The 20160-nt window shown below is 48.0% G+C and carries 13 protein-coding genes; 6 read left to right on the top strand and 7 right to left on the bottom strand.

Annotation, left to right across the window (positions count from 1 at the left end; all coding sequences use genetic code 11):
* The first annotated feature begins 77 nt into the window (after positions 1 to 77).
* Positions 78 to 3971 carry a S8 family serine peptidase gene (locus ACQCVH_RS06795; protein ID WP_426835008.1) on the top strand — a complete coding sequence of 1298 codons (3894 nt, stop codon included), beginning with the start codon at positions 78 to 80 and terminating at the stop codon, positions 3969 to 3971.
* Between the two features lie 163 nt (positions 3972 to 4134).
* The gene (locus tag ACQCVH_RS06790; protein ID WP_426835007.1) at positions 4135 to 4551 is read left to right on the top strand and encodes a hypothetical protein; all 417 of its coding nucleotides are present in this window, start codon (positions 4135 to 4137) and stop codon (positions 4549 to 4551) included.
* Positions 4552 to 4554: 3 nt separating this feature from the next.
* On the opposite strand, the gene ACQCVH_RS06785 is transcribed toward ACQCVH_RS06790, so the two are convergent.
* Complete coding sequence (locus ACQCVH_RS06785) at positions 4555 to 7380, bottom strand: DEAD/DEAH box helicase (RefSeq protein ID WP_426835006.1); 2826 nt, start codon at positions 7378 to 7380, stop codon at positions 4555 to 4557.
* The gene (locus tag ACQCVH_RS06780) at positions 7373 to 8995 is read right to left on the bottom strand and encodes an SWIM zinc finger family protein (protein WP_426835005.1); all 1623 of its coding nucleotides are present in this window, start codon (positions 8993 to 8995) and stop codon (positions 7373 to 7375) included. The genes ACQCVH_RS06785 and ACQCVH_RS06780 overlap by 8 nt, the downstream gene beginning before the upstream one ends.
* A 191-nt stretch (positions 8996 to 9186) precedes the next feature.
* Here ACQCVH_RS06780 and ACQCVH_RS06775 point away from each other — a divergent pair, with 191 nt between their 5' ends.
* A complete protein-coding gene (locus ACQCVH_RS06775; protein ID WP_426835004.1) occupies positions 9187 to 9609 on the top strand; it encodes a hypothetical protein in 423 nt (140 codons plus the stop codon).
* Between the two features lie 206 nt (positions 9610 to 9815).
* Positions 9816 to 11084 carry a hypothetical protein gene (locus ACQCVH_RS06770; protein ID WP_426835003.1) on the top strand — a complete coding sequence of 423 codons (1269 nt, stop codon included), beginning with the start codon at positions 9816 to 9818 and terminating at the stop codon, positions 11082 to 11084.
* A gap of 31 nt (positions 11085 to 11115) precedes the next feature.
* On the opposite strand, the gene ACQCVH_RS06765 is transcribed toward ACQCVH_RS06770, so the two are convergent.
* The 3 genes from ACQCVH_RS06765 to ACQCVH_RS06755 are packed head-to-tail and all read right to left on the bottom strand — an operon-like array spanning position 11116 to position 13130.
* Positions 11116 to 11409, bottom strand: coding sequence for a hypothetical protein (locus ACQCVH_RS06765; RefSeq protein WP_426835002.1), 294 nt, complete (start codon positions 11407 to 11409; stop codon positions 11116 to 11118).
* Between the two features lie 18 nt (positions 11410 to 11427).
* A complete protein-coding gene (locus ACQCVH_RS06760) occupies positions 11428 to 12126 on the bottom strand; it encodes an Ig-like domain-containing protein (protein ID WP_426835001.1) in 699 nt (232 codons plus the stop codon).
* Entirely contained in the window at positions 12126 to 13130 is a 1005-nt protein-coding gene (locus ACQCVH_RS06755) for an Ig-like domain-containing domain (RefSeq protein WP_426835000.1), read from the bottom strand. The genes ACQCVH_RS06760 and ACQCVH_RS06755 overlap by 1 nt, the downstream gene beginning before the upstream one ends.
* A gap of 291 nt (positions 13131 to 13421) precedes the next feature.
* Here ACQCVH_RS06755 and ACQCVH_RS06750 point away from each other — a divergent pair, with 291 nt between their 5' ends.
* Together ACQCVH_RS06750 and ACQCVH_RS06745 are read left to right on the top strand one after the other, a co-directional pair.
* Complete coding sequence (locus ACQCVH_RS06750; protein WP_426834999.1) at positions 13422 to 14723, top strand: nucleotide sugar dehydrogenase; 1302 nt, start codon at positions 13422 to 13424, stop codon at positions 14721 to 14723.
* A 2-nt stretch (positions 14724 to 14725) separates the two neighbouring features.
* The gene (locus ACQCVH_RS06745) at positions 14726 to 15442 is read left to right on the top strand and encodes a WecB/TagA/CpsF family glycosyltransferase (protein WP_426834998.1); all 717 of its coding nucleotides are present in this window, start codon (positions 14726 to 14728) and stop codon (positions 15440 to 15442) included.
* A gap of 1140 nt (positions 15443 to 16582) precedes the next feature.
* Here the strand turns inward: ACQCVH_RS06745 and ACQCVH_RS06740 are convergent.
* Entirely contained in the window at positions 16583 to 17491 is a 909-nt protein-coding gene (locus ACQCVH_RS06740) for an accessory Sec system S-layer assembly protein (RefSeq protein ID WP_426834997.1), read from the bottom strand.
* A complete protein-coding gene (gene secA2 / locus ACQCVH_RS06735) occupies positions 17491 to 19866 on the bottom strand; it encodes an accessory Sec system translocase SecA2 (RefSeq protein ID WP_426834996.1) in 2376 nt (791 codons plus the stop codon). The genes ACQCVH_RS06740 and secA2 overlap by 1 nt, the downstream gene beginning before the upstream one ends.
* Positions 19867 to 20160: the final 294 nt, after the last annotated feature.

The raw sequence follows: 20160 nt of genomic DNA, 5'->3' as shown, positions 1-20160 counted from the left end.
TAATATCCTTTTTCCTGATATGGTAACTTTATGTAGTATTATAAAAATTCAGAATTTACTGCTTAAGGGGGAAAAGCATGAAATCGACCAAAAGGCTATTGGCTATACTGTCCTTATTTTTCTTGATGTTTTCAAGCTCGGTTTCTGCAGCCGCTGTGCCTGAAAAAACAAAGAGCACAAGGGGGCAGGAAAACCAAAAGACAATCCAGCAGCTCAAAAAGGCTGAATTGGACAAGCAATATAAAAGCACTGATATTGTGCGTGTTATCGTAGAAATGAAAACAGAGCCTGCAATCTTGTATGCTCAAAAGCAGAACAAGCGCTATAAAGAGCTTCCTGATGCGACAAAAGCCCAGCTGAAGAATGAAAAGCTGTCTGAGCAGCAGGCGGTCAAGAATAAAGCAAAGCAAAACCGCGTAAAGCTTATTGAGCATGAAAGCTTTACAACGGTGGTCAACGGCTTCAGTGCCGAAATGATGTATGGGGACATTGAAAAGGTTGAAGAACTGTCCGAGGTCTCCGATGTACAGGTAGTCAATGAATATACACGTCCGGAAGAAAAGCCGGATATGGTATACAGCAAGGAGCTTGTCCAGGCGCAGGAAGCCTGGAGGGAGTACGGATTCAAAGGAGAAGGCATGATTGTCGGTGTCATTGATACAGGGATGGACCCTAATCACCGCGACATGGTGCTTTCCTCTGATACAAATGAAGAATTGACAAAGTCCAAAGTCAATAAATTTGTGAAGAATAATACCCTTAAAGGAAAGTACTATACCGAAAAGGTGCCGTACGGTTACAACTATATGGATGAAAACGACACGATCGGAGATATCGGCCCAGGTGCCTCCATGCACGGGATGCATGTATCCGGCACAGTCGGCGCGAATGGCGATGAAGAAAACGGCGGGATCAAAGGGGTAGCTCCGGAAGCGCAGATCCTTGCTCTGAAGGTATTCGGAAATGATCCGAATATGCCAAGCACATACAGTGATATTTATGTAAAAGCAATTGATGATGCCATCGTATTGGGCGCAGATGTCCTGAACATGAGCCTGGGCTCCACTGCCGGCTTCGTCTCGCCAGAAGACCAGGAGCAAAAAGCGGTCGAAAGGGCAGTCAACAACGGAATCCTTATGTCCATCTCAGCGGGGAATTCCGCTCACTTCGGGAATGGATTTGCTAATCCTTGGGCATCGAACCCTGATGTCGGCGTATCCGGATCACCGGGGGTCTCCTATGACTCCCTCCAGGTAGCATCAGTCGAGAACTCTTATATGGACCTGGATGCAGTGAATTACCAGTTTGGAGCTGAAAGCGGCAAGGCAGCATTCCTGTCTGCCGGAAATATTCACCCGAACAGCATGGAAACAAAAACCTTTGAAGCCGCCTATGGGGGGCTTGGAAAGCCGGAGGAACTCGGCAATGTAGAAGGTAAATTTGCCCTCATTAAGCGCGGCGAGCTCGCTTTCACTGAGAAAGCGCTGAATGCGCAGGCTGCCGGTGCAGTCGGTGTCATCATTTACAATAATGCAGACGGCTATGTCAACATGCAGTCAGACCCTGCCATTCAGATTCCGCAGCTGTTCATGCTGAAATCTGATGGAGACAAGCTTCAGGCTGCCCTTGCAGCCGGAGAAAAAGTAACGCTTACCTTTAATGGAGAAAAAGTAAAATCAGCCAATCCAGAGGCAGGCAGGATGAGCGCCTTCACTTCATGGGGCTTGACTCCGAACCTGGATTTCAAACCGGAAATCACGGCGCCGGGCGGACAGATTTACTCTACGCTGGAAAACAATGAATACGGAATGATGAGCGGAACTTCCATGGCAGCTCCTCATGTTTCCGGAGGATCAGCGCTGATCCTTGAAAGAGTAGACAATGAATTTGGAGTGGAAGGTTTCGAACGCGTCAATATTGCGAAGAACCTTCTGATGAATACAGCTAAGCCGATCATTGACCAGGGTACAGTGAACCAGTCATTCGGCTGGGAAATTCCATACTCTCCGCGCCGCCAGGGCTCCGGGATCATGCAGCTTAATTCTGCCCTGCAGTCTCCTGTCATTGTAACCGATGCTTCAACAGATGAAGCGAAGGTAGCATTGAAGGAAGTAGGAGATACATTTGAATTCACATTGAAAGCCAAGAACTACAGCAGCGAGACCGCTGAGTATGATGTGGCTGCGAACCTGCAGACAGACTTTGCTGCATACGGTGAGCTTGGATGGGCTGCAGACGGCCTTGAAGCCCAGGAAATACTGGATGCTTCCATAACGGTTAATGGCGAGGAGGCAACAACAGTAAGCATTCCGGCCAACGGCACCGCGACCATCCAGGTATCTGTTGATGTAAGCAATGCAAAAGTGGTTGACCCTTCCATCACAGGCGACTGGGAAACACCGGTGGCAATTGATGAAGTTTTCCCGAATGGCTATTTCGTTGAAGGCTATGTGACAATGAAAGATGCAAATGATGTGAATGCCGAGCTTACCGTCCCTTATGCAGGTTTTAAAGGCGAGTGGGATAAGGCGCCGATCCTGGATGGGATGAAATATGATGAAAGCTCGTTCTACGGGATGGGCGGTGCCGTTTCCGAAAGCGGAGACAGCTATAACTACCTGGGCTATAACCCTGTAGAAGATGCATTCCAGGCAGAGAGCATTGCCATTTCTCCAAACGGGGACAAGATTCAGGATGAAATTATCCCTGTTCTGTCATTCCTGAGAAATTCGGAGAAAACAGAATTCATTATTACAGATGAAACTGGAAAGCAGCTCAGGAAGCTGCGCACAGAAAACAATCTGCGCAAGCATTATTACGACCGGGGCAATGGAGCGAATTATACGCTGAACCCTGCCTGGGGCTGGGATGGCAATCTTAACAATGCCGTTGCAGAAGATGGACAGTACTATTTCGAGATTAGAACTATAGTAGATTTTGAGGGGGCCGAATGGCAAAGCGTCAAGATCCCTGTCAAAGTTGATACTGCCGCGCCAAGCGTCAAGGCAGAGCTTGTGGAAGGCAACACGATTGTAAAAATTGAAGCAGCCGATAATGACGGCGGTTCCGGATTGTCTTATCTGGATGTGCTTGTGAATGGCGAAACCATTCTTGATGAGCCTTTGAGCGGCGACACTGAAGAGTTTGAACTGCCCGAAGCGCTGGATGAAAATGCCGAAGTCAAGGTAGTCGCCTATGACAATGCAGGAAACTCTGCAGAAGCAGCGGCTGGAATCGGTCAAGGCAGCACAGACAAAACCGTTCCGTATGTATATTTGAACGAACCGGCTGCACTTGAAGTCTATAACACAAATGACCTGAATGTGTCAGGAACCATTAAAGAAGAATCCGAAATGAAGGAATTCACGATCAATGGGGAAGCGGTTGAGCTGACATACAACGAAGAGAAAGAACAATACGAATTCACTTCATCCCTTCACTTTGAAGATGGAGTCCATTCATTCGAGGTAAAAGCTACAGACGCAGCTGATAACACGATTTCCTTCAAGCGGACAGTCATGGTGGATGCAACAGCACCGGGAGTAGAGATCATCGGGCTGCCGGCCAATAAGAATATCAAGCATAATAAACCGAATCCGGTGATTGATGTGAAAGTCACCGACAATTTCGACGAGCTCCGCATTTCCTTCAACGGAAGCGAGCTGTTCTACAATGAATTTAAAGAGCCATATGAAATGAGAAGCATTGAAAAAGTCCTGGAAGGGATAGAGCTTGAGCTTAAAGAAGGAGCCAACCTGTTCGTCTTCGAAGCGGTTGACCTTGCAGGCAACAAGACAGCGAAATCTATTGAACTGTATAAGCTGAAAAAAGGCGAGAAGGCCCCTGACAAAGGTGAAACTCCTGACGAAGGCAAGCCTGAAAAACCTGAAAAGCCTGAGAAGCCAGGAAAACCAGGAAAGCCAGATGAACCAGGCACGCCGGTTGAAGAGCCTATAAAAGAAGAAATGTAAGTATGAGCCGGCACTCCTTTTGGGGTGCCGGCTTTTTGCATGGAGAACAAAGGTACAGCCTGAAGATTAAAAAAAGATATAAAAAAGAATAAAGGAAAAAGGTGAAAGCTGTCGAAATATTAAATGGAAACCTATTCCAAATCAAAGGGAGTGCGAATGGAAAATGGAAAATAAACCAAAAAGGATTGAACACCGGCTTTACGTCCACAGAAAGGATGCAAAGGGAATCAACCTTGATTTCAAACCAGGCTTTTTTGACGCCCTTCAGCTGCTGAAGCCCTACCCGTCAGCCCACTTCTGCCAAATCCTCCTTGACCAAAACACCTCACACCGCATCTATTCCGGAACTTATCAGACCGATATCCAGCTGCAGCAATATGAAGAGAACCCGGGCGGACTGCCAGATCTCATCCATGAAAATAATGGCATCCACGCTTGTCTTTTATCCAGCCTCCTGATTAAAACCAGCCCTAATAAAGTATCCTTTGCCATCAAGGTGCCTGACAGCCGGGTGAAAAATAAAGAAAAAAGTCCGCTGCCGTCTCTTGCGGAATACAAAAGACAGAAGCGGACTCTATAAACCTTAAGCCAGATGGACGAGGTCGCGAAGATCATCGGTGGACAGCTCCGTGATCCAGCTTTCGCTCTGGATGACCTGGTCGTTCAGCGTTTGCTTTTTCTCGAGCATCAGATCAATTTTTTCTTCCAATGTTCCTGTACAGATCAGTTTATGAACGTGGACGAACCGCTCCTGGCCGATCCGGTAGGCACGGTCTGTCGCCTGGTTCTCAACAGCCGGGTTCCACCAGCGGTCATAGTGGATAACATGGTTCGCCGCTGTCAGATTCAATCCGGTTCCGCCTGCCTTCAGGGACAGCAGAAAGACAGGGAATTCACCATCCTGGAACCTGGTGATCATGCGGTCGCGTTCATTCTTGGAGACACTTCCGTTCAGGAATGGTACATCGATTCCGTGCCTCTTCTTCATGATTTTCTGGATCATATGCCCCATCTCAATGTACTGGGTGAAAATAAGACAGCTTTCCTCCTGCTCCAGGACGGCATCGACAAGCTCGTTCAGTTTTTCAAGCTTGGATGAACGTTCCAGCAGATGTAAAGGCTTCTCTTCCTTCAAGTAAAGTGCAGGGTGGTTGCAAAGCTGCTTCAGCCTGCTGAGCAGCTGCAGGATCAGTCCTTTGCGCTCAAAGCCTGAAAGCTTTTCAATTTCGGCAAAGGTATCTTTGACCAGCTGCTCGTAAAGGGAAGCCTGTTCTGCGGTCAGCGGGCAATATTCCTTCTGCTCCACCTTATCCGGCAGATTCAAGGCAACTTCTTTGTCCTTCTTTGTCCGGCGCAGGAGGAAGGGGCGGATGATAGCCTGGAGCTGCTGGACCTTTTCTTTTTCATCTTCCTTCTCGATCGGGAGGATGAACCGTTTCTGGAATTGTCCGAGGCTGCCAAGATAACCGTGATTGGTAAAATCAAAAATCGACCACAGCTCGCTGAGGCGGTTTTCCATTGGCGTTCCTGTCAGGGCAATATGATGCTTGCCGCGCAGCTTCCGGACCGCCCGGGACTGTTTGGTCTGCGCATTTTTGATATTCTGGGCCTCATCAATGCTGATTGAGCTCCAGGTGACGTTCTCGAAATCGGACAGGTCCAAATGAGTGAGGCCATAAGACGTTAAGACGATATCCGCTCTCTCAGCCTCTTCAGTGAACATCTGCCCCTTCAGGCGATTCTGCCCATAATGGAGATACACCTTCAAATCAGGGGCGAAGCGTTCAATCTCTTTTTGCCAGTTGCCGAGCACCGATGTCGGGCAGATGATGAGAGAGGCCCCATTATTCTCGTGCTCGCGCACCTTCAGAAGGTAGGAAATGAGCTGGACCGTTTTTCCGAGCCCCATATCATCAGCGAGAATGGCACCAAAGCCGTATTTCCTAAGGAATAACAGCCAGCTCATTCCGAGCTGCTGATATGGGCGCAGCTCACCGTGAAGAGCTTCCGGCGGATCAGCAAGCGGGATATTGTTCACCTCGCGCAGCTGTTTCACCATCTGCTTCCATTGCCTGTTCAATTCAATTTGGATGCGGGCGAACGCTTTCGGGTTATCAAGCTCGTCTTCTGAATCTTCTTCTCCGGACAATTCCTGCTCAATCAAATCGCGGACATGCAGCCCCTCTTTTTCCGCTTTCTTCATTAAATCCTGAATTTGGCGGATGAAGCCGTGGTCGAGCTTGATCCAGCGGCCGCGGATATACACTAGGCGGCGCTTTTCTTCAACCAGCTTATTGAATTCATCCTCTGACAGCTCGACTCCGTTCATGCTGAAGCGCCAGTCATAATCAAGCATCGCCTGCAGGCCGACGAAGGAAGGGCGGTGGCTGCCGGAGGTTCCTTTTACCTTTGCCTTCACCTTCATGCTCGCATTCTTCATCGCCTGCCACCAGGATGGGAGAAGAATTTCGACGCCAAGGGCAAGCAGTGTTTCGCTGGCTTCTGTCAGGAAAGTCCATGCTTCGTCCTCTGTCAGGCGGGTGGAGATGCCGCGGTCGCCGTTCAGCCAGGGGAATACATTAATCCAGCGCTGCTGCTCCCGTTCGATGACCTCATGATACTTCAGCCATCCGCGCGGATAATTGCTTTCATCCCGGTAATCGACAAACAGATCAGGATCCTTTTTGCCGCGCAGGAAAATCGACAAGTCCCAGAAACTGTCGATATCAGCAGGCTCTTCAAGCTTCAGTCCAATTGTAAAAGGTACATCATTTTCCTTCAGCCCGATCCATTCCTGCCAGCTTTCTTCATCAAAATAAGCAGCCAGCTGGCTTGGAGCGATATCTTCATTCTGCAGGCTGTCTATTTTACGGCCGAACAGTTCCTTCATTTCTTTATTCCGGTTCAAATAATCATTCAGGGAGCGGTCAAACCAATGCTGGACGAAGCCTTTGACAGACCTGCCATCTTCTTCAGCAAGCAGCCGGTCCCAGAAGGAATCATCAAATTCGTAAAGGACATTTTCAGGCAGCGCCCAGTGAAATTCATTCCGCTCCCATGCCTTGAAATCAGGGAGCCATTCTTTTTCAAGGATGGATTCCTCAAGCGCATGTCCGGCAGCAAGGCAGATTTCAGCTGTGTCATCCCAGTCCCATTCAATCAGGCGGTTGAACTGCTCGTTCGCAAACAGTGTAGCGAGCTGCCAGCCGTTGACCAGGAGGCCAGGAGCACCCTCCAGCTCAGCCGGTGCAAGCATCGTCCCGAAATAGCTTTCCTTATGATTGTTGAACAGCAGGTTCTGCCACTCGTTCGGCACCATCCATCTGTTGTGCTCATCAGAAGCTCCAATGAAAAAAGTATCTTTATCATATTGTTGGACGTTCACTTTTATAAAACGTGTTTTAAGCATCGATCAGCTTACCCCTTTTGCATTCTTCATGAAAGGCACGCAGGCGCCTGGTCTTTTCAAGAATCATTTCCAGAAAAAGCTCCCAGTCATCCTGCCGCTTTAATTTCCTGTAGATGGTCCGCAGCTTTTTCATTTTGCGTACTGCTTCCCGATAATGATCCCGGTTCTTCATGTTGATATGGCCCTGTACAGACTGATGATAAAGACCAAGCAGAATCTCAGGCTCTGATTGCTGAATCTTTTTGATCCGCTCTGAAGGGAGCATGCTGATATCAAAGCCGATATAAGCCTGCAGCTCTGCCCACTTTTCATAGTTTTCCTGTTCGAATAGAACATCCTCATATTCCCGGTAGCTGTATGGCAGCGTCTGGATCATAGCTTTTTCATACAGATCAGGCCTCCGCATCTCGCCGGTATAGGGGCGCAGTGCCTTCAAAGCCATCCTGGAAAAATCCATGCTGGCATTATATTCATTGTTCCAGCCCAGATACTCCTTTAACCGTGAGACAAACACCTCGGCGAACGGAGCCATCCGCTTCCATTCTTTAAGCGCTGTAAAATAGTCGAGCCAGTACAATAGATAAGGCGTCATCTCCGCGTTAGGAACCTGAATGATCCGCATCGCATCTTCATCCTCTCGCAGGAGGATATGAAGATGGGCCACACCCACAACCAGGGGCATTGTCGTCCCATCCAGAAGGCTCTTAAGTTTCTTGACTTCATCTTCCCGCCATTCCTTGCTTTTGAAAAGATGGGTCCAAAGCAGGCGGTAGAGATGGGCGCGCTCATATTCAATTTCAAAATCGTTCGTCAGGAGCTCTGCTGTTTCCTCTTTCAGCTTCCCGATGAATTCATCAAACGCAAAGGGGACGGACTGGACCGTCAGCTTTCCTGTAATGTCCGCGGCTTCTTCGGTCATGTAATGGAAGAGATGCCGGTAATAGCGGTTGATCGTATCCTCGAAATAGCCGAGCTCCATGCTCAGGGAGGTAAGCTTTTTAAAAGAGACAATATGCGCAATCAGCATATAAAGGAGACGCCATTCCTGCTCGACCGGAGCTGCCGCCCTGAGCCGCCGCAGATGGACCTGGAACAGCTCTGCCATCACATAGGGTTTCGGCTCACCCTGGCCCAGCAGGATTTTATCAAAGCTTTCTTCAATGGAGGATTTCCAGTTATCGTAATCCGGCTCCTGCTGCTGTTTGTTCGCCTTCAGCAGATCCCTTGCCGTTTTCAGTCCCTCCAGGGCAGCTGTTTTCGTCTCTCTGACCGGCTGGCGCCAGTCATTGAGCCAGGCGGCCACACTGCTCCCCTGGGACAGCAGATAGAAAAACGCGGCCATCCGGTGCCGGCAGAACCCTTGATGCGGGCAGGAGCATTCACTATGGTTAATGAAGTCCAGGTCCAGCACCACCTTTGCAGGTGTCACATCCTGGACTACGGCAGAAATTTGATCACCCTCATACTTCAGCTGATGCACAAGCCCCTGATGATACAAGAGCAGGCCCTTCTGGACCACCTTCTGATCGTCCTGGTCCTCCGGCCTCAGCAGGCTCTTCAGCTCGCCCGCAGCAAACTGCAGCCCCTCCAAATACCGCTCAGGAATCTGCGCCATAACAATCCCCCCTATACTCTAACCCGGCAAAAACCAGGTGAAAAAACACAAAAAAAGCTCACAAAAACAACACCATTCCGATTAAATACATATTCCTTTATTATACCGCATTTCACGGGAGTCTAAAAGACAGCAGCCATTAGGTGCCAGGTGCGGGAGTATAGTATCCTTAGAGAGAAGGAGATGAGGAGATGAAATTTGTGAAATTTGTCCTGATCCCATTGCTGATTCTTGCAGCACTGGGAATCGGCGTATACTACTGGGGAACCAATCTTGCCTCTGAAAAAGTGATGGATACTGTATCGGCTGAGCTTGAAAGCAGCGGCAGCATGGAAGAAGTGAAAACTTATATCGAAAACGATCCTGAGCTGAAGGAGTTTGTTGAGGAAGCGGAATCAGCGGATGAAAGCCGGCTGCCATTCACTACGAAGGAGCAGGCCACACGGCTCCTCATAAGAAAAGTCGGAATAGCAGAGCTCCAGGACATCCGGCAGCAGGTCCAGGAAGGTACAGTCTCAAAGGAAGAAGTTCTGCAGAAGCTTGAAAGCAATCTGACAGAAGAAGAGATTCTGGCACTTAAAGTTGTCGCTTATAAAGAAATATACAATCAGTAGAAGGTCCGCAGCGGGCTTTCTTTTTTTTAGCCAGTACTGTTTTTTTAAGTAATAGAATAAATTAAATTGTTCTCTATATAAGTTACTGGAAAAATTTTATTATTTTTTGCTTTTAATATGCGGGTTGACCATGTATAATAATTCTATATAACGAACATTAGTGAACTTAACCAAGAATGCTTCTTTCAAAAGGAGGGATTTCATCCGTGGAGCCAAGAGCAGACAAAATCAGGAAAGCCAGGACGGAAAAGCGGCAAAAACTTTTTAGAGCCTTTTCGGCCAGCACAGCGCTGTCTTCCATGATTCTCGGGGGTGCCCAGCTGGCATCGCCTACATATGCAAAGTACAGCGATGCAAATGAGCAGGAAGTGGGAGTGGAAGCCTGCTTTATATTTCCGGGCGTCATTGAGGCCGATTACCGGGATAAGGCAGGAGAAATTTCCAAGAAGGCAATGGAAGATATTCAACAGGTGATGGAAGAAGGAAAGGCCTTGAAAGGCAGCGGTGCACTGAAAATCAGCCTGGAAAGCTTTGATGATAATGATGCTGATGATTCCTCTGAAGCAGACTCCTTTTCCTCCTCGGGCGGAACAAGGGTGGAGGCGCTGGAATCCAGAATGAACAGATTGGAGAGCAGCTTAAGCAGAAATACAAATAAGCTGGATGCTCTGCTGTCCAAAATCAGCCGGACAGAGTCTGCCCTGGTTGAGATGGAAGAATTCCAGGCAGAAATAGATATCTTCGTCAATCAAACCTATCCCGAAGCGGAGAAGCAGGGGGATGAGAAGCACAGCGAAGTCCTGAACCTGCTTAAGGAAATAGGGGATATACAGGATCGGGCTGTAGCGGAGTGTACCTATGAGACCGATTATTTTGAAAAGGAAATTCTTCCGCCTATGGAAGAGGCAGAGTCTGGCCTGAAAGAAACATTGACCGCTTTGTCTGAAGGCAAAGCCGATTTTGAAAAAATGTATGACGAGACTGAAGAAAAGCTTCAAAAGCTTGAGAATATGCTCCAGAAATTCAGCGGCCGCAAAGACAGCCTGGAAAGCAAAATTGACCAGCTGAAAGAGCAGATCCGCGAAACGGCGCAAAATTTAGCTGAAGCAAGAGCGGAAGAAGCAAGGAAGGCAAAAGAAAAGAAAGAACAAGAGCAAAAAGAAAAAGAACAGATAGAGAAAGAAAAGAAAGAGAAAGAAGAGAAAGAGAAAGAGAAAGAGAAAGAGAAAGAGAAAGAACAGGGAACCAAGCCGGACGGCAAGAAAGAGGAAGGCAAGTCTGACGGAAGTGCCGGGGACGCAAGCGAGGAAAAAACAGAAAGCGATAAGCCGGCAGATTCTCCTAAAGAAGGCGCAGGCAGCGATGCACCGGCCGAAACTCCTGAGAGTAAGCCGGAAGAGGCAGCTGCAGGACAGGGAGAGGATAACGGTAAGGACAGCAGCCCCGCTCCTGCTGAAGGGGAGGGCGGAAACTAAAAAAATCAGTCCCTTCTGAGAGGGACTGACTTTATTTGATATCCACAACTTCAAAGTCACTGGAAGAAGAAGGGGAACCCTCTTTTACAGTGGAATCACCGCCGCCGCTGTCAGTTTTGGCTTCTGTTTCTGCTGCTTCCTGGCCTGCAGCTCTTCCGGCTTTTTGGTTATGTTCGCCGGAGCTTTCCGTCTTTGCGGAAACAGACTCCTTTTTGAACGGAAGGCTGTCAATCAGGCCGGTTTCATTCAAAAGATATGGCCAGAGGCAAAGATTGATCGCGATCATAAAGAAAATGGAAAAGCTGATGAGTGATTTTTTAAACATGTCGACCAACTTCCGTGTTTATTTGACAGTATAGCTTTGATTAATGGCTGCTTTGCCATTGAAGTCATAGGCAGTGACCTTGACTTCGCTGCCTTTGCCGACTCCTGACAGGGCAGCTTCAAAGGTGTTGTTCCCTGTATACTGCATCTTTCTTCCTTCGACCTTTATTTCTTTAATGGAAGCATCTGCCTTTACGGTAATGATGCTTAGATATTCTTTGGAAGAAGATGTAATCTTCAATGTGCTGGATGATTCGCTGCCATCCTTGGCTGCCGTTTCGGATTTCCCGGAACTTACAGCTGAAGCGCCGGCGCTTTTCGCATTACCCTTGCTGCTGCTCTTTAACTCAAAAGGCATCAGGATCTGCTCCTTCAAGCTCAGGTTTTTGCTGGAGCGGATATTTTTTTTGATGATCAGCACATACTCCCTCCCCGGCTCATAAGGGGTGAGGGGAGATATGGAAATCGATTTTCCGTCTTTTGACACTGTGATATTGCTTTTCTTTTGTTCTTTGGTTTTCGTATCCTGGATAAAAATACTGCCGCTGCCGCCGCTCTTTGCGTGAAGGGGCTGGCTGAAGCTGACAGTCCAGGATTTGTTCGGATCGCTGATCATTTGCTTTTCCCACCTGATTTCAGCAAGTGCCGAACTTCCCCCTCCAAGCTGCGTTATGATTAGGAATGCCAGGATGATGGCACCTAGTACTTTCTTCCTCATTATCTTCTCACCTGAATCATCAGCTTCTTGATTTCATTTTCTTCCAGCAGGGTATCAAAAAGCTTGTTATCCTCAAGCAGTTCGTACAGGGAATAGGAATTGCCGGCCGTCTTGTATTTGTATTTCTCAGAGATGCTCTGGAATACATTCTCATCTGTAGAAGCCCGTACAATCTTGCTGTCGATCCTATTTCCATCTGCATCAAATGTTAAAACGGCTGCATCGAATTGCTTCGGAAGCTTGTTAAAGCCCATCGAGAATAATTTGGTTTCTGCAGATTTGCCTTTTGTGCTGTCTGCTTTCACCGGCTTCGCATACACTTTATGGAGCAGTCTGCTTCCTTCGTATATATCAACGCGGACTGTTGCGACATTAGCACTTTTCGTTACTACATCGATATTGGTGGCACTCCCTGTAACAGCCTGTGAAGCATTTGTGCCTGTTTTGCCTCTTTGCTTGTTGAGTATATTTATTTCCTCGATATACCGCTGGGGAGCTGAAACAATGATGTCCCTCGGCAGATAGTCTGACAGAAGGTTTGTCAGCTTGGAGCTGTTTGAAACCATGACTTCATAGAAGCTCATATAGTCCGTTTTGAATGTAAAGTAAATATGCCTTGAAAAGGTGCTGGGCCCGTCCTTGAATACGACTGCATTTGGAAGAACGCTGACCACGTATTCCTTCCCGCCGAGCAGCTGGGCTGCAGGAGTAATGAATACCTTATTGTCAGGGCCTGGAGAAATCTGCTTGATTTCCACAGGATCCATTCCTCCGTATTGCTTGACGTAAACAAAGACTTTGTCTTTATCAATATCATTGACTTCCTGATTGAATGTCAGTTCAATCCTGGTATCGTTCGCTACCATTCCCTGGCCGTTCTTAGGATAAGTGCTCAGCAATTGGGGAACCGGCGCCCCTTTAGCGGACCATTCTACCGGTAATAAAAGACCAGCCGCCAGAATGAATAAGACTGAAATGATGGTAAGATGTTTAAAACGGCTCAAAAATACCCAATCCTCTCTCGTGAAATATAAATCTATTTTACTATATGGTGTAATAATATTCCATAGCATCTATTTAGAGTAAAAAAAGGGGATTATGCACAGGTTATAGGATATAGCTATTCATCCGGAATCTTTTTCGTTATAATAAAGGGTAGTTTTTCTTTTGAGCGGAGAGAGCAGGCAGCTTCGTTCGCGTTCAATGGCCCGGAAAGTTTTATTTTGACCATAAATGGGGCTGCTCATGAAGCGCTCTAAAACAGTTACTTTTTCCCGGAAAAGGAGATTTTGATTATGTCGAAAAAATTATGTGTTGTCGGACTTGGCTATATCGGTTTGCCAACATCTGTTATGTTTGCTAACCATGGATTGAAGGTTCACGGAATGGATGTGAACGAGAAAGCCGTCAGCATGATTAAAAATAAAGAATTGCACATAGAAGAAACAGGACTCCAGGAGCGCCTGAATGACGCGATTGACAGCGGCAACTTTACTGTTTCCACATCTCCTGAAGAGGCGGATGTATTCATCATCGCAGTCCCATCACCGATCAATGCAGATAAGTCTGCCAATCTGGAGTATGTCCGCGCTGCAACGAAATCGATTGTCCCTTACGTGAAAAAAGGGAATCTGGTTATCCTTGAGTCGACTGTTCCTCCGCGTACAGTCGAGGACGTCATGATGCCAGTCCTTGAAGAAACAGGGCTTGTGTTTGGCGAAGAGCTTTTCATTTCCCACTCGCCTGAAAGGGTTATCCCGGGCAAGGTGTTCGAGGAGCTTGTCAACAACGACCGCATCGTCGGCGGGATCAATGAGGAATCAAGCCGCCTGACTGTAGATCTGTACCGTACGTTTGTTAAGGGGACCATCCATGTGACAGACGCAACTACAGCCGAGATGGTAAAGGTCATCGAGAATACGTACCGTGACATCAATATCGCATTTGCGAATGAGCTGGCAAAAATCAGTGAGAAAATCAATGTGAACGTTTGGGAAGCGATCAAGCTTGCCAACTACCACCCGCGCGTCAACATCCATACGCCAGGCCCTGGAGTCGGCGGCCACTGCATCGCGGTTGATCCATGGTTCCTTGTCGAGCTTCAGCCGGATCTCGCGAAAATGATCCACCTGGCAAGGTCAACGAATGACAGCATGCCTGAACATACAGCAAGCCGTGTAGAAGAGATCCTGCGTGAGCAGGGCATCCAGCAGGGGCGCGCAGCGGTCCTTGGGCTGGCTTTCAAAGCGAATATCGACGATATGCGCGAAAGCCCATCCATCGAGGTGCTTCAGCAGCTGGAAGAAAGAAAGATCGATTTCACAGCATATGATCCGCATATCAAGGAAAACAAGCATCCGCGCCAGACACAGAACCTGCAGGAAGCGGTCGACCATGCGGATATCATTGTCATCCTGACAGATCATGCGGCATTCAAAGAGCTAGAACCGGAAACCGTTTCTGCCACTATGCGCACGAAGATCATTTTCGATACAAAGAATTGCCTGGACCGCAGCAAATGGGAGAATGCAGGCTTTGAAGTCATTGCACTCGGCGATTCCAAGAATCTTCCGAAGGCAGAGACAAAGGTGATATAAGCATGAAAGAGCAGTTTCTTGGCGTGGATGTCTGCGGAGAGAATTATGAGCAATTGGCTTCTCTTCTGCTGAAGGATATCGATGAAGGAAGAAAGTCCTTCATTGTCGCCATCAACCCTGAAAAAGTAATGAAAGCAAAGGAGGATCCTGCTCTGAAGGACCTCCTTAATACAGCTACCTATCAGATTCCTGACGGTATTGGCATCATCCTTGCCTCCCGGCTGAAGGGCGGGCAGATTCGCGAGCGGGTCACCGGCATTGATATGATGCTGAATCTGTGCAAAATGGCTGCAGGCAACGGGAAAAGCATCTTCCTGTATGGCGCCAAGCCGGGTATTGCAGCAGAAGCAGCAGATAAGCTGAAGGAAATGTATCCAGGGCTCACGGTCGCCGGAGTGCTTGATGGATATGAAAAGGACGAGCAAAAAGTAGTAGATACGATCAACCACGCCAATCCGGATATTATCTTTGTGGCAATGGGCAGCCCGCGCCAGGAAAACTGGATCATCAAGCATATGAACACCCTTGCGCCAAGCGTTTACCAGGGAGTGGGCGGATCGTTTGATGTGATTTCAGGAAAAATCCAGCGCGCGCCGGAGGCTTTCCAAAAGCTTGGCATGGAATGGTTCTACCGCCTCATGAAAGAGCCGTGGCGCTGGAAAAGGCAGATACTTTTGCCTAAGTTTTTACTGGCTGTCATTGGCGATAAAAAAAGGTAGAGTTTTTTACAATTCTTCGAAAAAACAAATTGTCTATAGGGTTTTTTGATGTTAAAATGGCAATAGAGAGAATTATTTCCTTCTGCTTAGATAAATAAAAAATTTTTCCTCGGTTGGTAGCCTTCTGGAGAGCGCCTATCACTTTATGTGATAGGTGTTTTTCTATCTGCAACACGGGGTTATAGGTAAAAGCACCCGGTCTGAATTGGCTGGGTGCTTTTTTGCTGCTGACTGTTCAATGAATATTCAATCTGTCCGCAGTTTTGCTTATAAATGGGGTGTTGATCTGCGTTCCAGGCACTTCGCTTTCCGCGGGGCGGCGCTGAGCCTCCTCGTCGTACCTCCTGCGGGGTCTCAGCTTTGCCGCTGCAATCCCGCAGGAGTCTACGTGCCTTGCACTCCGATCAACAGGTTTAATAATTGATGTTGCTAGTCGCAGCTTTAACCCTATTGATTACAAAATAAATCTTAAGTGATTTTTACTGCAGACCTGCTCAGTGAAGATTCAATATGTCAGCAGTTTTGCTTATAAATGAGTTGTTGATCTGCGTTCCAGGCACTTCGCTTTCCGCGGGGGCGAAGTTGAGCCTCCTCACGCTGCGCGCTGCGGGGTCTCAACATTTTCGCTGCAATCCCGCAGGAGTCTGCGTGCCTTACACTCCGATCAACTGGTTTAATAATTGATGTTGCTAGTCGCAGCTTTAACCTTATTGTTTACAAACTAAATCTTGGGTGCTCTTGGACTGCAGACCTGCTCAATGAAGATTCAATCTGTCCGCAGTTTTGCTTATATATGGGGAAGTTGATCTGCGTTCCAGGCACTTCGCTTTCCGCGGGACGAGGTTGGGCCTCCTCACGCTGCGCGCTGCGGGGTCTCAATATTTTCGCTATCTCCCGCAGGACGTTGAATCTTCTTCTTCGAATTTTCATCGCACGAAGAAAATGCGCATGCATTTTATGAGGAGTCTGCGTGCCTTGCACTCCGATCAACAGTGTTTTATAATCTTTTGTGCTAACCTCAGTTCCAACTCTTGTTGTCTACGAACTAAAGCACCCAGCCAAAATTGGCTGGGTGCTTTTATTATGAGATTCGCAGAATTCTATCAAAACTGCCTGCACTCAAGTCGGCTTCTCTATTGCTTACTGCTTCGCATAGGCCTTCCACTTGCTCATGTCAGGCTGTTCTTTTTGGATCATTTCTTTTGGGAAGATGAATGTCCAAGGCTTGGTTGTGTGGGCCTTGACTTCAAAGTCCTCGAGTTTGAATCCGCCGGTGGCGACGACATCGCCTGCCGCATCCTCCACAATGAGCGGAAGCTGCTGGAAAGTGACGTTTTTGTCAGAGCCGTTGCGGAGCAGAAGGGTGACAGAAAGCTTGTCGCTGTTCAGATTGGCCTGTAGTCCCATGAAGTTGACTTCGCCTTCCTTCGGGGCAGGAATCTTGCTGTCGACGAGCTCACGCAGCTTTGCTTTCTCTGATTCCGGAAGCTTTTCCTCCCAGCTTTCATGAAGATCCAGCTTATGCTTCGGCTTGATTTCAAAAGCAATTCTCCAGTCTTTCTCTGCAAGCGGGAGCAGGTCATGGTTCACATCGTTGTAGTCGAATATAAACTGCCAGGGCATGCTTGTTTTTGGCTCAAGCTGGCCGATTTCAGCCAGGTCAAATTTCTTCTTCGCCACTCTGTCGCCTTTTTCATTCAGCACAAGCAGTGCGGTTTCCTTCAGGCTGAAGGCTTTGGAAAGGCTGTTGCGCAGGAAGGCAGTCACTAAAAGCGCACCTGTATCAGGATCAATCATATGGTCAATGCCAGACAGGGAAAGCTGGTTCGGTTTAAGCGGAGCCAGCTCATTGTTCGCGAATTGGTATACATATCTTTCTTCATCGGAAATCCCGCTCCAGTCCGGATGGATGGACAGCTTTGTCTCGACTTCTGCCCCTTCCTCCGGTGCGGCGCCGACACCAGTCAGCTCCTGGGAGGATACGACGCTTTCCTGTGACTTGAAGTTTTTATTTTTATTTCTTCTGAAGAATGGAAATGGGAATGCCATTACATATTACCCCCAACTTGTTCTTGTTTCATGCTTTCAGCGGCCACTAATGCAGCAAGGTGATAGCATGCTGATTTTTCGAGCTTATGGTACATCATTTCAAACAGCTCAAGCCCCTCACGCGCATATTGGCGCATAGGATCTTCCTGGCTGTAATTCCGGAGGCCGATGCCTTCCTTCAGGCGTTCCATGGCTTCGAGGTGAAGGATCCACCGTTGGTCAAGTGCATTCATTGCCAATGTTTTCAAAGTGAACTGGAAGGCTTCGCCTGACCTCAGCTCTTCCACCTGAGCATCATATTCTTCAAGTGCAGCTGCAATTGTGTCTTCTACTGCACTCAGGTCATTGATTTCACCGAAGGAGATCATCGGCCTTGGCAGGATATTGTTCAGCTCATCTGCCATTTCGGATACCTTCCAGTCTTCAGGGAGGATTTCCTCATTGCAGTAGCTTTTTACGACGTAATCGGTGTAATCCTTGATCATCGGCTTGACAATGGCAACGGCATCTTCAGCCAGAAGGAGACGGTCGCGGAGCTCATACACAACGCCTCGCTGTTCGTTGATGACATTATCAAGCTTCAGATTGTACTCCCGGACAGAATAATTGCTGTGTTCACAGATGCGCTGAACCCGATCGACAAAGGCGTGAATCTTCTTGCTGGTGATCTCGCCATTTGCATCAGGAGTGAGTTTCCCGTCCATCTTTTCAAGGTCCTCGGAAGCAAAGCGCGTAATCATTTCATCCTCGAGGGAGATGAAGAACCGGGACAATCCCGGGTCGCCCTGGCGTCCGGAGCGGCCTTTCAGCTGATTGTCGATCCGGCGGCTTTCATGGCGCTCTGTGCCGATGACGTATAATCCGCCCAGTTCATGGACGCCTTCGCCAAGCTTGATGTCTGTGCCGCGGCCTGCCATATTGGTGGCGATGGTGATATGGCCCTTCTGGCCGGCCTCAGAAATCAGGCGGATTTCCTGCTCGACCGTTTTTGCGTTAAGGAGCTCGAAAGGAAGGCCGGCTTCTTCCAGGCGCTTCGCCACTTCCTCGGACTGAATGATGGACGTTGTCCCGATCAGGATCGGCTGTCCGGCAGGATGGATCTTTTTGACTTCCTCTGTCACGGCGCTGTATTTATCATTAATCGTCATGAATACCCTGTCCTCATGGTCAGCACGGGCAATCGGGCGGTTCGTCGGGATCTGGACAACGTCCATTCCGTACAGCTCGCGGAATTCTGTTTCTTCTGTCTTGGCCGTCCCTGTCATGCCGGACAGCTTCGGATAGAGGCGGAAATAGTTCTGGATCGTGATGGACGCCTGTGTTTTATTCTCCTCTGTCACCTCGACGCCTTCTTTAGCTTCAAGTGCCTGATGGAGCCCATTGCTCATCGTCCGGCCTTCCATGATCCTTCCGGTGAACATATCGACAAGCATGATTTTGCCGTCTTTTACGATATAATCGACATCCCGCTGGAACATGACGCGTGCCCTGAGAGCCTGGATGACATAATGGTAGAGTGTCTGGTGCTCCAGGTCATACATATTATCGATGCCGAAGCCGCGCTCAATCTTTGTGATGCCATCATCCGTCAGATTGGTCGATTTTGTTTCACGGTCAAATAGATAATCTTTATCTTCTACAAAAGATTTTACAATCCTGGCGCATAAAGAATGCAGATCCTTGCTGACTGTCGTTTTGCCCGCAATGATAAGCGGTGTCTTTGCCTCGTCAATCAGGATGCTGTCTACCTCATCGATGATCGCGAAATGATAAGGGCGCTGTACGCGCTGTTTCGCATCATAGACCATTTTGTCGCGAAGATGGTCGAAGCCGAACTCTGTGCCGACACCATAAGTAATGTCAGCCGCATAGGCCTGCTGTTTTTCCGGGAGTGACAGGCCGGAAATGTTGAGGCCGACCGTAAGGCCCATGAATTCATGGATTTTTCCAATCTGCTCACGATCGCGTTTCGCAAGGTAGTCATTCACCGTGATCACATGGACGCCTTTCCCTGTTAATCCGTACAAATAGCTCGGAAGGGAAGCGACAAGCGTTTTCCCTTCACCGGTCGGCATTTCAGAAATATTCCCTTCGCTGAGTACAAGCCCGCCGATAAGCTGGACATCAAAATGCCTCATATCAAGGACACGCTTTGACGCTTCCCTGATGGCAGCAAAAGCCTCCAGCCTGATATCATCAACCGTTTTGCCATTATCCAGCTGTTCCCTAAAAAACTCCGTCTTTTGGCGGAGTTCGGCATCTGAAAGCTTAGCAAAATCCGCTTCCAGCCCATTTATTTTTTCAGTCATTTTGATATATTTCTTCAAACGGCGCTGCTGATCATCGCCGATTACTTTTTTTATATAGGCAAGCATGATTTTCTCCCCTTAATGTCTTGCAATCTATGCATAATAAAACACTTAGAATTCCTGTAATTCCAGCAAATATCAACTACTAGTATATCATTCCTGCCTGAATCTTTCACCCTTATACAAAAAAATACAAATCTGTAAGGGGAAACAGGATGATTGGAAGTTATTTGAGAAATTTGTAGAAGAAAAGTCCTAACTTAGCCCTTTTCAAAGATCGGAAGCTGGGTTATGGTAGAAGGTGAAATAGAATATATTTACAGCAAATCCACTATTTACACTTTTTTACGTAAAGTTGAA

The organism is Bacillus infantis (genome assembly GCF_050107595.1).
GTDB lineage: Bacteria > Bacillota > Bacilli > Bacillales > Cytobacillaceae > Bacillus_AB > Bacillus_AB infantis_C.
The sequence above is the reverse complement of the archived record's forward strand: the minus strand, read 5'-3'. Positions and strand labels throughout refer to the sequence as shown.